Source organism: Dokdonella fugitiva, assembly GCF_004342425.1.
Classification (GTDB): domain Bacteria; phylum Pseudomonadota; class Gammaproteobacteria; order Xanthomonadales; family Rhodanobacteraceae; genus Dokdonella_A; species Dokdonella_A fugitiva.
The window spans coordinates 189,519-202,747 of the sequence record NZ_SLWQ01000001.1 but is presented as its reverse complement, the minus strand read 5'-3'; the positions used below and the strand labels follow the sequence as shown (position 1 = coordinate 202,747).

The window sequence follows — 13,229 nt, the reverse complement described above, 5'->3', positions numbered from 1 at the left end:
GCCACAAGCCACCACGGGGTGCAGCCCGCCCCGATCGTGCAAACGAAGACGCCGGCGCGTGGCCGGCGTCATGGTATCCGCGGATCCGGCCTTTCAGCCGATCAGCAGGTCCTTCTCCTTCTTGCCCGCCGACAGCGCCGCGCTGAACCAGCGCGGCCGCTTGCCGCGGCCGGTCCAGGTCTCGCCGGTGGCCGGGTTGCGGTATTTCGGCTTCACCTTGCGCACGACCGCGCTGCGCTTGGCGCGCGAGCCGAGCACGTCGTCGATGCCGAGGCCTTCGGCTTCGACCAGGGCATGGATCTTGTCGCGCAGCCGCGCGGCCTTCTCGCGCACGAGCTCGCGCTGCCGCGCCTGCGCGCGCGCGATCAGGTCCGACAGCTGGGAATGATTCATCGACTTGAGGTCAATCGCCATGGATTCTCGCCTTCCGACGCCGGGCGCGGTGGCATCGACAAACCCGCGATGCTAGCAAAACGTGCGCACGTGCCCGCGACGCGCCCGCCGATCTGTGATCGGCTCCGCAGTTTGGGATGGCGCGCAGGCCGGCGCGCCCGGCTCAGTCGAACAGCCGGGCGAGGTCGTCGCGTGACAGCGAGCGGTTCTCGCTCTCGCCGCGGCGACGGTATTCGAAGGTGCCCGTGGCGAGCCCGCGTTCGCTGACGACGATGCGATGCGGCACGCCGATCAGCTCGATGTCGGCGAACATCGGACCGGGGCGCAGGCCGCGGTCGTCGAGCAGCACGTCGATGCCGCGCGCGGCGAGCTCGTCGTAGAGCTTCTCCGCTTCCTCGCGCACCTGCGCGCTCTGCGCCGCACCGATCGGGCAGATCGCCACGCGCCACGGCGCCATCGGTTCGGGCCAGATGATGCCGGCGTCGTCGTGGTTCTGCTCGATCGCGGCGGCGACGATGCGGCTGACGCCGATGCCGTAGCAGCCCATCTGCATCACCTGCGCCTTGCCGGTGTCGTCGAGCACGGTCGCGCCGAGCGCCCGCGCGTAGCGGTCGCCGAGCTGGAACACGTGGCCGACCTCGATGCCGCGCGCGATCTTCAGCGTGCCCTGGCCGTCGGGCGAGGGGTCGCCTTCGACGACCTTGCGGATGTCGGCGATGCGCGTGATGCGCGCGTCGCGCTCCCAGTTCGCGCCCGTGTAGTGACTGCCGTCCTGGTTGCCGCCACAGACGAAATCGGCGAGCACCGCGGCGCTGCGGTCGACGATCACGGGGATCGTGTCGGGCAGTCCGGCCGGGCCGATGAAGCCGGGTTTCACGCCGGTCATGCGCACGATCTCCGCCTCGTCGGCGAGCAGGGCCTCGCCCGGGAGTTCCGCGAGCTTGGCCGCCTTGACCTCGTTGACTTCGTGGTCGCCGCGCACGCACAGCGCGACGAGGCCGTCGGAGCCCCGCACGAGGATCGTCTTGACGCACTGCACGGGCTTCACGCCGAGAAAGGCGCTGACCTCGTCGATCGTCTTCTGCGTCGGCGTCGCGATGCGCTCGAGGGCCTGCGCCGGCGCGGGGCGCGGCGTGGCCGGCGCGAGCGCTTCGGCCATCTCGATGTTGGCCGCATAGTCCGAGCCGGTCGAGAACGCGATCGCGTCCTCGCCCGAATCGGCGAGTACCTGGAACTCATGGCTCGCGTTGCCGCCGATCGCGCCCGTATCGGCCTGCACCGCACGGAACTTCAGGCCCAGACGCGTGAAGATGCGGCCGTACGTGTCGTACATGTTGCGGTATTCGTTCGCGAGGCAGTCCTGCGTGAGGTGGAACGAATACGCGTCCTTCATGAGGAACTCGCGCGCGCGCATGACGCCGAAGCGCGGGCGGATCTCGTCGCGGAACTTGGTCTGGATCTGGTAGAAGTTCACCGGCAACTGCTTGTAGCTGCGCAGTTCGTTGCGCGCGTAGTCGGTGATGACTTCCTCGTGCGTCGGGCCGTAGCAGTAGGCCGCGTCCTTGCGATCCTTGATCTTGAGGAGCTGGCCGCCGAACTTCTCCCAGCGCCCGGTTTCCTCCCACAGCTCCTTCGGCTGGATCGACGGCATCAGCAGCTCGAGCGCGCCGGCGCGGTCCATCTCCTCGCGCACGATGTTCTCGACCTTCGACAGCACGCGCAGGCCGAGCGGCGACCAGGTGTAGATGCCGGCCGCGAGCTTGCGGATCATGCCGGTGCGCAGCATCAGCCGGTGGCTGGCGATCTCCGCGTCGGCGGGGACTTCCTTGACGGTCGCGAGATGGAAGCGGGACAGGCGCATGACGTTCCGGGGACTGAGGCGGAACCGTCGATTCTAGCAGCGCGGTCGCGAGCCGCGCAGCGCCTGCCGGGCCGCCGCGCCGCGCGCGGCCGGGGGCGGGTCAGTGCGAGCAGAACAGCTTGATCTGCCCGTTCGCGCGGTCGATTTCCTGCTGGCGCGCCTTGGCCGCGTCGAGGTCGGTCGGGTAGCCCTGCGCATCGACCGGGATCTTGCGGCCTTCGGCGACGCCGAGGTTCTGGCGCGCGATCGCGCAGTTGCGCTTGATGTCCTCGGGGGCATAACCGGCGGCGGCGGCGAGCGCGGGGCCGGCGTTCTTGTCGGCAGGCTGCTGCTGTTCGGCCGGCTCGTTGGAGGTCACGCCGCCCTTCATCTTGACCTTCTGCGCCTTGACCGAAGCCGGCGGAGGCGAGTCGGAGAAGTGCTTGGTGCCGTTGGCATCGGTCCACGAATACATTTCCCCGGCAGCCACGGGCAGGCTGGTGGCGAGGAGGGCGAGCAGTAGCCAATTGCACTTCATGAGGTGACCTTCGTTCACGGCGCGCCGTCAGGGGCGGCGCTTGGGGCGACTGGATAGCACCACTTCGCCCGCGTTACAAGCAAGAACGCCCGGAATTGCGGATCACGGTACACTCGCGGTCACAACCCCCGCCACGGCCGCTGATCGACCATGGAAGCTCCTTCGACCGGCGCGCGCAAACCGCCGCGCGGTATCTACCTGCTGCCGAACCTGTTCACCACCGGCGCGATGTTCGCCGGATTCTACGCGATCGTCGCCGGCATCGGCGGCCGCTATACCGATGCAGCGGTGGCGGTCTTCGTGGCCGCGATCCTCGACGGCCTCGACGGGCGCGTGGCGCGCCTGACCGGTACGCAGAGCGAATTCGGCGTGCAGTACGACTCGCTGTCCGACCTCATGAGCTTCGGCCTCGCCCCCGCGCTCGTGCTCTACACCTGGTCGCTGTCCTCGCTGAAGGCCTACGGTTCGGGCTGGGGCAAGGTCGGCTGGGCCGCCGCGTTCATCTATGCCGCCTGCGCCGCACTGCGCCTGGCGCGCTTCAATACCCAGGTCGGCGTCGCCGACAAGCGCTATTTCCAGGGCCTGGCGAGCCCGGCCGCCGCGGGCCTGTGCATGTCGTTCGTCTGGGCGATCGAATCGGGCGGGCTGGGCCTGCGCGCGAGCGAAATGGACTTCGTGACGCCGGTCGTCGCGATCGTCGCCGGCCTGCTCATGGTCAGCCGCGTGCGCTACTTCAGCTTCAAGGCGTGGCCGAAATCGGACCGCGTGCCGTTCATCTGGATTCCCGCGGCGATGTTGATCCTCGTCGCGCTCGCGGTCGACACGCCGCGCGTGCTGTTCGGCATCGCCGTACTGTACGTGCTGTCCGGTCCGGTCATGACGCTCTGGGGCCTGCGCCGCAAGCGCAGCGAGCGTGCCCTGCGCGGCTCGGGCAGGAACGAGGGATGAAGGCGCTGCGCGCCCGCTCCGCCGGTGCGCGCACCGCGGGCGGCGTGCGCCCGGCGCATCGGCCGGAGGCCGAGCCGCGCGCCGGCGAGGGCGGCACGCTCGCCTTCCTCGCCGAGCTGTCGCAGGCGCTCGCGGTCTCGCTGGACCTGCGCCAGACGTTGTCCGAGACGGTCACGCGCGTGGTCGACTTCATGCAGGTCGAGGCCGCCTCGCTGTTCCTGCTCGATCCCGCCACGCTCGTGCTCGACTGCCGCATCTGCATCGGTCCTGTCGACATCACGGGCGTGCGCCTCGCGGTCGGGCAGGGCATCGTCGGTGCCGCGGTCGCCGGCAACGCGACCCAGCTCGTCGTGGACGCGTCGAACGACGCGCGCGTCTGGCGCGCCGCCGACGAAAGCACCGGCTTCGTCACGCGCAGCCTCGTCTGCGCGCCGCTGCGCACGGCCGCCGGCCCGATCGGCGTGCTCGAGATCGTCAACCGCCGCGACGGCACGCCGTTCTCGACCGCCGACGCGGAGCTGCTCGACCTCGTCGCCGCGCCCGCCGCGCTCGCGATCAACAGCGCGCGCATGGCCGCGAGCCTGCTCGAACAGCAGCGCCTCAAGCGCGAGTTCGACCTCGCGCGCCGGCTGCAGAAATCGCTGCTGCCGCACCGGCGTCGTGATGGCTTTCCGGTGATCGGCGTGAACCGCCCCGCGCACGAGATCTCCGGCGACTTCTACGATCATTTCGAGCTCGCCGACGGCCGTATCGGCTTCGTCGTCGGCGACATTTCCGGCAAGGGCCTCGACGCGGCGCTGCTGATGGTGCGCGCGGCGAGCCTGCTGCGCTGGGCCGGCAAGGATGGCATCGAGCCCGCGGCGTGGCTCGCGCGCGCGAACGACGAGCTGTGCGAGACGACCCAGGATGGCCGTTTCGTCTGTGCCCTCGTCGGCTACTGCGATCGCGCCGCGACCCGGGTGCGCTTCGCCGGCGCGGGCTTCCCGCCGGTGATCGTGCAGCGCGGCGATGCGTTCGACGAGTACGCCTCGGGCGGCCCGCCGCTCGGCATCCTGCCCGGCGTCGTGTTCGAACAACGCGAGATCGCGCTCGATGGCGGCACCTTCTACGCGTTCTCCGACGGTGCGACCGACGTGCGCGACGCGGACGGAAGACCGATCGGGAATGCCGGCGTGCGCGCGCTGATCGCGCGCCATGCGCACGCATCGCTCGAACCGCGCCTGCGCGGCCTGCTCGCCGACCTCAAGCAATTGCGCCTCGTCGACGACACCACCCTGTTGCTGGTGGAAGCGCCGCGCGCGGAACACCCCGAACTGCTCGTCGAGCGGCGCATGCCCGCGCGTGCGGAGTCGCTGCGCGAGCTGCGTGGCTCGGTCCGCGCGGCACTCGACGCGCTCGGCGTCGAACCGCGCCTGCGCGACAGGCTCGTGCTCGCGGTCGACGAGGCGTGCGCGAACATCATCCGCCATGGCTACGGACCGTCGTGCGAGGGCGACATCGAACTGCGCCTCGCGCGCACCGGCACGACGCTCGCGTTCGAGCTGCGCGACACCGCGCCGTGCGCGGACCCGGCGGCGCTGCGACCCAGGCCACTCGGCGAGATGCGCTGCGGCGGCCTCGGTATCGCGCTCATCGACGAGGTCATGGACGACTGGCGCGTCGAGCCGGCCGCGTGCGGTCGCGGCAACCGCCTGGTCATGCACAAACGCATCGAAGACATCGCCGGGGAGGCGAACGAGGCATGAGCGTGTCACCGAATGGCGTCGCTGCCGAACGCGGCGACGGTTACGTGCTGGTCCGCCTCAGCGGCGAAGTGGACCTCTCATGGTCGCAGGAGGTGCGCCGCGCCGTGCTCGACGCGCTCGCCGCCGGCACGCCGGTCGGCGTCGAGCTGTCCGCGGTGAGCTACATCGACTCGTCCGGCATCGCCGCGCTCGTCGAGGGTTTCCAGCAGGCGCGCCAGAACGGCGGCCGCTTCGCCCTCGTCGCGGTCAGCGATGCGGTGCGGGCGGTGCTCGAACTCGCGCGACTCGATCGCGTGTTCGTGATCCTGCCCAGCGCGGATGCGCTGCTCGCGGCGTGAACGCGCTCGCCCGACCGCTCGGCGACCTCGGTCGCGCCACGCTCGGCGCGTTCGCGGGCGTCGGCTACGCGGCGATGCTGCTGTTCGAGGCGCTCTACTACGTGTTCGCCGGATGGCGTATCGGCCAGCCGGTGCGCATCGCCGCGATCGCGCGGCAGATGCGCGAGATCGGTGCGAACGCGCTGCCGATCGTCGCGCTGCTCGGCTTCACGGTCGGGCTCATGCTCGGCATCCAGTTCATCGCCTCGCTGTCGGAGTTCGGCGCGCAGTCCCAGGTCGTCGTCGCGGTCGCCAAGTCGGTCACGCGCGAATTCGGCGCACTGATCACCGCGATCCTCGTCGCCGGTCGCTCCGGCTCCGCGCTCGCCGCGCGCATCGGCTCGATGTCGGTTTCGCAGGAAGTCGACGCGCTCGCGGTGATCGGCATCGAACCGGTGCGCTACCTCGTGGCACCGGCGCTGGTCGCCATGCTCGTGATGCTGCCCGCGCTGACGATCTTCGCCAACGCGGTCGCGATCTTCGGCGCCGCGCTGTACAGCGCGCCCGCGCTCAACGTGACGCCGACCGCGTACCTGCTGCAGACGATGTCGCTGCTGTCGGCCGGCGATCTCTGGCAGGGCCTGTCCAAGAGCATCGTGTTCGCGGTGCTGATCACCCTGATCGGCGTGAGCACGGGCTTTTCCGTGAGCGGCGGCGCCGAAGGCGTGGGCCGCGCGACCACGCGTGCGGTCGTGCTGTCGATCTGCTGGATCATCGTGGTCGACATGGTGTTCTCGTTCTTCCTCAACCGATGACATGACCGACGACGCCGTCCCCCCGCTGATCGATTCCGCTCGCGTCCTGCACTACGCGATCGTCGACGCGGCCGTTCGGCCTGCGCCGAAGGGCAAGATTTTCGCGAACGGCGACGAGGCGGGCGCCGTCCCGCGACTCGCGATCGTGCGCAACCATGACGGCGGTGGCGGCTGACATGAATGCGCCGCAACCACTCATCGAAGTCGAGCAACTCGAGGCCTGGTACGGCCGCCGGCGCGTGCTGCACGGGGTCGACTTCGCGGTCAACGCGGGCGAGATCCGGGTGATCATGGGCGGTTCCGGGTCGGGCAAGAGCACGCTGCTGCGCCACCTGCTCGGCCTGCAGCGACCGGTGTCGGGGCGCGTGAGGCTGTTCGGCGTCGACCTCGGCGAGGCGAGCGAGCGCGAGATGCTCGACGTGCGCAAGCGCATCGGCGTGTCGTTCCAGGGCGGCGCGCTGCTGACCTCGCTCACGGTCGGCGAGAACGTCGCGCTGCCGCTGCGCGAGCACACCACGCTCGACGAATCGACGATCCGCATCATGAGCCGGCTCAAGCTCGAGGTGGTCAACCTCGGCGGCTTCCAGGACCTCATGCCGAGCCAGCTCTCGGGTGGCATGGTCAAGCGCGCGGCGCTCGCGCGCGCGATCGTCATGGACCCGCGCCTGCTGTTCTTCGATGAACCCTCGGCCGGGCTCGATCCGGTCGTCTCGGCCGAACTCGACGAACTCATCCTGCGCCTGCGCGATGCGCTGCGCATGACGATCGTCGTCGTCACGCACGAACTCGAAAGCGCGTTCAAGATCGCCGACACGATCACCGTGCTCGACCAGGGCAACATCCTCATGACCGGCACGGTGGCCGAGGTGCGCGCGAGCGACAACGAGCGCATCCAGGACCTGCTGAACCGTCGCCCGCGCGAGGTGCAGGTCGACGCCGACGCGTACCTAAAGCGCCTGACCGAAGAGGAAGCTTAGAATGCGGAGCTTCGGCATCTGCGGGAGCGGCTTCAGCCGGGATGGCTCCGGGCGTCGCGGCATGGCGCGAGCATCGCGGCTGAAGCCGCTCCCACGGGCGCCGCGCGGGCGGAAGGGGCGCTATCGATGAAACGCGACACCATCAACTACACCCTCGTCGGCGCGGTCGTCGTCGGCGCGATCGCGTTGCTGCTCGTCGCGCTCGCGCTGATCACCGGCAAGGGCGTCGCGAGCACCGACTACGTCGTGCGCTACCGCAACGTGACCGGCCTGCGCTACGGCGCACCGGTGTTCTACGAGGGCTACCGCATCGGCCAGGTCGGTGCGGTGACGCCGGAGCGCACTGCCGAAGGAACGCGCTACAAGGTCGTGCTGGCGATCCGCCGCGACTGGCCGATCCCGGTGGACAGCCCGGCGCGGCTGCAATCGAGCGGCCTGCTCGCCGACGTCTCGATCGGCATCCACGAGGGCACGAGCAAGGACAAGCTCGCGCCCGGCGGCGAGCTGAAGGGCATCGAGGGCGCCGACATCTTCGCCGCGATGAACGAGCTCGCGGGGCAGATCAGCGACCTCACGCGCACGCAGATTTCGCCGCTGATCGCGACGCTGTCGCAGCGCGTCGATTCGATCACCGGCACCATCGACAAGACGACGCCGGTCATCCTCGAGCAGACGCGCGCGCTGCTCGAACGCGCGAACCACGCATCCGATTCGATCAACGACCTGCTCAGGCCGGAGAACCGCGCCGCGGTGGGTGCGATCCTCGGCGAGGTGAAGAACCTCGGCGCCGAACTGCGCAAGACGCGCGCGACCCTCGACGGGGCGCTCGACGAGCTCGCCGGCATCGCCAGGGACAACCGGCCCGACGTGCGCAGCGCGGTGCAGGATCTCGCGAGCGTGCTCGGCGCGTTGTCGGCGCGCATGGACGTGATCACGCACCACCTCGAATCGTCGAGCCGCAACCTCGACGAGTTCAGCCGCGAGATCCGCAGCCATCCGAACCGCCTCATCCTCGCGCCGAAGGCCGACAAGCTGCAGGAAGAACCGCAATGAGGACATCGACGACGATCCGCGCCGCGCTCGCGTCGGCCTTGCTCGCGCTCGCCGGTTGTGGCGCGCCGACGGTGCCTGATTTCACCTATTTCCGGCTGCCGCGCCCGCAGCCGCTCGAGCTGGCGACGGCGCCGCTGTTCGCGGAACCGCTCGTCGTCGACGCGTTCGGCGCCGACGGCCTCTATGCCGACCAGGCGCTCATCTACGCGCTCGATCCCGGTGCGCAGCAGCTGCGCCAGTACCACTACCAGCTCTGGACCGACCCGCCGACGCGCGTGCTGCAACGGCGCCTGATCGCGCTCCTGCGCGAATCGAAGATCGCGCGGCAGGTCACCGACGAGCTGCCGGCGAGCACGCCGGCAATCCGCATCAGCGGCATCATCCTGCGTTTCGACCGCGTGCCGGCCACGACCGGCGGCTGGAACGCGGTGGTCGCGCTGAAGCTGCGTGCCGACGGGCGCGACGGGCAGCCGCTCGTCGACGACTACTACCGCGCCGAGCAGGCCGCCTCCGGCAACGACATCAAGTCGACCGTGGATGCCTACGGTGCGGCGCTGGATCGCATCTACGCGCAGTTCCATGCGGACCTGCGGCGGCACGGGGACGCCGGGCATGGATGAGCAGGACCTGCGCCGGCTCGCCGAGATCGGCATCGACGTCTACCTGCCGCGTGGCACGTCGCGGTGCATGCCGGCCGCGCCTGCGGCAGCGACGACCATGCCGGCCATCGCGCCACCCGCCGTGGCCGCGCCCGGCACGCCGGCCGCCGGCGGGGTACTCCTGCTCGGTGATGCGTCGAGTCCCCGCGGCGCCGCGCTGCTCGCGGCGGTCACGCGGGCGCTCGCCTTCGCCCGCGTCGCCTGCGTCCAGGCCGGTTCGGCGGAGGAGGCTGCGCTCGCCGATGCGCGCGCGCTCGTCGCCTTCGGCGAGGCGCGCGCGCGCGCCGCAGGCGCGGCATTGAGCGCACAGCGGCAGCGCGAAATGGACTGGGTGGTCGCCGCCGAGGCGGCCGTACTCGCAGGCGACGCGCGGGCCAAGCGCGCACTATGGAGCGAGCTCAAGCGCATCGTGCGCCCGCTGCGCCGGCCCGCGAAGGGCGACGAACGGTAGGCGAACGCCGCCCGGCGCGCTCACGGGCGACATTCGCGCGCGCCATTCGTGGCAAGATGCCCTCGGCTTCCGGCGGTTCCGGAAGGTAGGCGCTCGCTCCGGTTCGATCGTGGTCGCGATCCTCAGGCAGGCACAACCCGAGTTCCGCCGCATGCAAGCCGACGACCTCGACCGGGTCGCCGAGATCGAGGCGCTCGCCTACGAATTCCCGTGGAGCCGGGCGATCTTCGCCGACTGCCTGCGCGCCGCCTACGAATGCATCGTACTGGTCGACGTCGAGTCGATCGTCGGCTACGGCGTGCTGTCGAGCGGAGCGAACGAGGCCCACGTGCTCAACGTCTGCGTCCTGCCGGGCCTGCACGGGCGCGGCTACGGCCGGCGCATCGTCAAGCGCCTGCTCGACATCGCGCGCTGGCAGCGTGCCGAGCGCGTCTACCTCGAAGTGCGCCCGTCGAACCCGCGCGCGATCGCGCTCTACGAATCGCTCGGCTTCAACGAGTTCGGCCGCCGGCCGAACTACTACCCGGCGAAGAAGGGGCGCGAAGACGCGCTCGTGATGGCGATCGAGCTGCTGCCGCCCGAGTGATGCGCTTGCCCATCGCGCCCCGCGGAGCGGGGCGCGACCGTCGACTCAGCCCTGCAGGCGCGCGAGCTGTTCGCGCAGCGCGGCGGCCGTCGAGGTGAAATCGGCGAGGCGCTGCTTCTCCTGCTCGACCACTGCCGCGGGCGTCTTCTCGCCGAAGTTGCCGAGCTTGGTGCCCGACTTGGCGATCTCGCCGTCGAGGCGCGCGATTTCCTTCTCGAGGCGCGCCCGTTCGGCGCCGAGGTCGATCAGGCCGGCGAGCGGGATCAGCAGCTTCATTTCGCCGATGATCGCGGCGGCCGCCGCCGGTTCCGCATCGCCCGCGTCGAGCCAGCGCTGCGATTCGGCACGCGCGAGGAAGCCGAGCTGCGCGTCGAATTTCGTCGTGCGCGCGCGATCGGTCGCGTTGCCGCCGGCGTAGAGCAGCGGGATCTCCTTGCGCGGTGCGATGCCCATCTCGCTGCGGATGCGCCGCACCTGGGTCAGCACCGCCTTCAGCCACTCGATTTCGGCGGTCGCCGCATCATCGGTCGCGAAGTCCGCCGCGCGGGGGTAGGGCCGTACCGAGATGCTCTGCCCTGTCGCGGCGTCCGGCGTGGATGCCGCTCCACCCTGCGCGTCCGGGGAGGAGCGCAAGGTTTCATGCCAGAGCTCTTCGGTGATGAACGGCATGATCGGATGCAGCGCGCGCAGCACCGCTTCGAGCACGACGAGCAGGGTGCGGCGCGTCGATGCCGCCGCCGCGTCGCCGCCCTCCGGCGCCGGGCCCTCCGCCTTGGCCAGTGCCGGCTTGGCGAGCTCGAGGAACCAGTCGCAGTAGTCGTTCCAGACGAATTCGTACAGCGCCTGCGCGAGCAGGTCGAAGCGGTACGTCGCGAAATGCGCCTCGACCTCGGCCAGCGTGCGCGACAGGCGCGTGAGGATCCAGCGTTCGGCTTCGGTCGCGGGCGCGGTGTCCGCAGGGGCGACGTCGCCCTGTGCATTCATGAGCACGAAGCGCGTCGCGTTCCACAGCTTGTTGCAGAAGTTGCGGTAGCCGTCGGCGCGCTTGAGGTCGAAGTTGATCGTGCGCGCGTAACTCGCGAGCGCGGCGAAGGTGAAGCGCAGCGCGTCGGCGCCGACCGCGGGGATGCCGGCGGGATAATCCTTGCGGATGCGCTTCTCGACCTTCTCGCGCACCTGCGGGATCAGCAACGAGGCGGTCGACTTCTTCACCAGCGACTCGAGGTCGATGCCGTCGATGAGGTCCAGCGGGTCGATCGTGTTGCCCTTCGACTTCGACATCTTCTGGCCTTCCGCATCACGCACGATCGCGTTGATGTAGACCTCGCGGAACGGCACCTTGCCGGTGAAGTACTGGGTCGCCATCACCATGCGCGCGACCCAGAAGAAGATGATGTCGAAACCGGTGACGAGCACGTTGCTCGGCACGAAGGCCTTGAACTGTTCCCACTCCGCCGCGCGCGCGGGCGTCTCGCCCGGCCAGCCGAGCGTCGAGAACGGCCACAGCGCGGACGAGAACCAGGTGTCGAGCACGTCCTCGTCGCGACGCAGCGCGCCGACCGGCGGGGTCGACGCGTGCGCGAGCGCGTCCGCTTCGTCCTCGCCGACGAAGATGTTGCCGGCCTCGTCGTACCACGCGGGGATCTGGTGTCCCCACCAGAGCTGGCGGCTCACGCACCAGTCCTGGATGTTCTCGAGCCACTGGTTGTAGGTGGTCGCCCAGTTGTCGGGCACGAAGCGGATCTCGCCGTCGCGCACCGCGGCGAGCGCGGGTTCGATGATCGCCTTGCGTCCGCCGGGCCGGCCGTCCGGCAGCGTCTCGCGCGTGAGGTCGAGGAACCACTGGTCGGTCAGCATCGGCTCGATGACCGCGTCCGAGCGCTGGCTCACCGGCACCTGCAGCTTGTGCTTCTTCGTTTCGACCAGGAGGCCGGCGGCCTCGAGATCGGCGAGCACCGCCTTGCGCGCGGCGAAGCGGTCGAGGCCGCGGTACTTCTCCGGCGCCGCTTCGTTGATCTTCGCGTCGAGCGTGAGCACGACGATCGGCGTGAGGCCGTGGCGCGCGCCGATCTGCCAGTCGTTGAAGTCGTGCGCAGGCGTGATCTTGACGCAGCCGGTGCCGAACTCGCGGTCGACGTAGTCGTCGGCGATGACCGGGATCTCGCGGCCGGTGAGCGGCAACTGCAACGTCTTGCCGATCAGCGCCTGATAGCGCTCGTCTTCCGGGTGCACCGCGACGGCGACGTCGCCGAGCATGGTTTCCGGGCGCGTGGTCGCGACGACGAGGCCTTCGCCGCCGTCGCTCGCCGGGTAGCGGATCGACCACAGCGAGCCGTCCTTCTCCTCGTTGTTGACCTCGAGGTCGGACACCGCGGTCATCAGCACCGGGTCCCAGTTGACGAGGCGGCGGCCGCGGTAGAGCAGGCCGTCGCGGTACCACTGCACGAACACGCGGCGCACCGCGGCGGACAGGCCTTCGTCCATCGTGAAGCGCTCGCGCGACCAGTCGACCGACGCGCCGAGGCGTCGCATCTGGTTGGTGATGGTCGAACCCGACTGTTCCTTCCACGCCCACACGCGCTCGACGAAGGCCTCGCGGCCGAGGTCGTGGCGCGTCTTGCCTTCGGCGGCGAGCTGGTTCTCGACGATCTTCTGCGTGGCGATGCCGGCATGGTCGGTGCCGCCCTGCCAGAGCGTGCGGTAGCCGCGCATGCGGTGGTAGCGGACCAGCGCGTCCATGATCGTCTGCTGGAACGCGTGGCCCATGTGCAAGGTGCCGGTCACGTTCGGCGGCGGCAGCTGGATGCAGTAGGGCTCGCCGCTGGCCGAGGGGGCGAACAGGCCGTTCGCTTCCCATCGCGGGTACCACTTCGATTCGATCTGGCCGGGTTCGAAACTATTGTCCAT

At 70.0% G+C, this 13,229-nt stretch carries 14 protein-coding genes; 10 read left to right on the top strand and 4 right to left on the bottom strand.

The window, feature by feature from the left end:
- Window positions 1–93: 93 nt before the first annotated feature.
- The 3 genes from EV148_RS00825 to EV148_RS00815 all read right to left on the bottom strand — a co-directional run bounded on the left by EV148_RS00825 (window position 94) and on the right by EV148_RS00815 (window position 2,771).
- Window positions 94–414, bottom strand: a complete 321-nt coding sequence (locus tag EV148_RS00825) for an H-NS histone family protein (protein WP_131992035.1) — start codon at window positions 412–414, stop codon at window positions 94–96.
- Window positions 415–556: 142 nt separating this feature from the next.
- Window positions 557–2,254, bottom strand: coding sequence for a proline--tRNA ligase (locus EV148_RS00820; protein ID WP_131992032.1), 1,698 nt, complete (start codon window positions 2,252–2,254; stop codon window positions 557–559).
- A 100-nt stretch (window positions 2,255–2,354) separates the two neighbouring features.
- Window positions 2,355–2,771: a DUF4124 domain-containing protein gene (locus EV148_RS00815; protein ID WP_131992029.1), complete on the bottom strand. Its 417-nt coding sequence runs from the start codon at window positions 2,769–2,771 to the stop codon at window positions 2,355–2,357.
- A 150-nt stretch (window positions 2,772–2,921) separates the two neighbouring features.
- On the opposite strand from EV148_RS00815, the gene EV148_RS00810 reads away from it, so the two are divergent.
- From EV148_RS00810 to rimI, 10 genes are all read left to right on the top strand, one after another.
- Window positions 2,922–3,719, top strand: a complete 798-nt coding sequence (locus EV148_RS00810) for a CDP-alcohol phosphatidyltransferase family protein (protein ID WP_131992026.1) — start codon at window positions 2,922–2,924, stop codon at window positions 3,717–3,719.
- On the top strand, window positions 3,716–5,464 hold the full coding sequence (locus tag EV148_RS00805) for an ATP-binding SpoIIE family protein phosphatase (RefSeq protein ID WP_131992023.1): 1,749 nt from the start codon (window positions 3,716–3,718) through the stop codon (window positions 5,462–5,464). The genes EV148_RS00810 and EV148_RS00805 overlap by 4 nt, the downstream gene beginning before the upstream one ends.
- Complete coding sequence (locus EV148_RS00800) at window positions 5,461–5,802, top strand: STAS domain-containing protein (protein ID WP_131992020.1); 342 nt, start codon at window positions 5,461–5,463, stop codon at window positions 5,800–5,802. The genes EV148_RS00805 and EV148_RS00800 overlap by 4 nt, the downstream gene beginning before the upstream one ends.
- Window positions 5,799–6,596: an MlaE family ABC transporter permease gene (locus EV148_RS00795; RefSeq protein ID WP_131992017.1), complete on the top strand. Its 798-nt coding sequence runs from the start codon at window positions 5,799–5,801 to the stop codon at window positions 6,594–6,596. Before EV148_RS00800 ends, EV148_RS00795 begins: the two co-directional genes overlap by 4 nt.
- A 1-nt stretch (window position 6,597) precedes the next feature.
- On the top strand, window positions 6,598–6,771 hold the full coding sequence (locus tag EV148_RS18290) for a hypothetical protein (protein WP_158287252.1): 174 nt from the start codon (window positions 6,598–6,600) through the stop codon (window positions 6,769–6,771).
- A 1-nt stretch (window position 6,772) separates the two neighbouring features.
- Window positions 6,773–7,573 (top strand): ABC transporter ATP-binding protein, encoded by an 801-nt coding sequence (locus EV148_RS00790; RefSeq protein ID WP_131992014.1) that lies wholly within the window; start codon window positions 6,773–6,775, stop codon window positions 7,571–7,573.
- Window positions 7,574–7,699: 126 nt separating this feature from the next.
- Entirely contained in the window at window positions 7,700–8,626 is a 927-nt protein-coding gene (locus EV148_RS00785; protein ID WP_131992011.1) for an MlaD family protein, read from the top strand.
- Window positions 8,623–9,246, top strand: a complete 624-nt coding sequence (locus tag EV148_RS00780; RefSeq protein ID WP_131992008.1) for an ABC-type transport auxiliary lipoprotein family protein — start codon at window positions 8,623–8,625, stop codon at window positions 9,244–9,246. Before EV148_RS00785 ends, EV148_RS00780 begins: the two co-directional genes overlap by 4 nt.
- Complete coding sequence (locus EV148_RS00775; RefSeq protein WP_131992005.1) at window positions 9,239–9,736, top strand: hypothetical protein; 498 nt, start codon at window positions 9,239–9,241, stop codon at window positions 9,734–9,736. Before EV148_RS00780 ends, EV148_RS00775 begins: the two co-directional genes overlap by 8 nt.
- 151 nt (window positions 9,737–9,887) lie before the next feature.
- Window positions 9,888–10,322 carry a ribosomal protein S18-alanine N-acetyltransferase gene (gene rimI / locus EV148_RS00770; RefSeq protein WP_220484860.1) on the top strand — a complete coding sequence of 145 codons (435 nt, stop codon included), beginning with the start codon at window positions 9,888–9,890 and terminating at the stop codon, window positions 10,320–10,322.
- Window positions 10,323–10,367: 45 nt separating this feature from the next.
- Here the strand turns inward: rimI and EV148_RS00765 are convergent, their stop codons facing one another.
- Entirely contained in the window at window positions 10,368–13,229 is a 2,862-nt protein-coding gene (locus tag EV148_RS00765) for a valine--tRNA ligase (RefSeq protein WP_131991999.1), read from the bottom strand.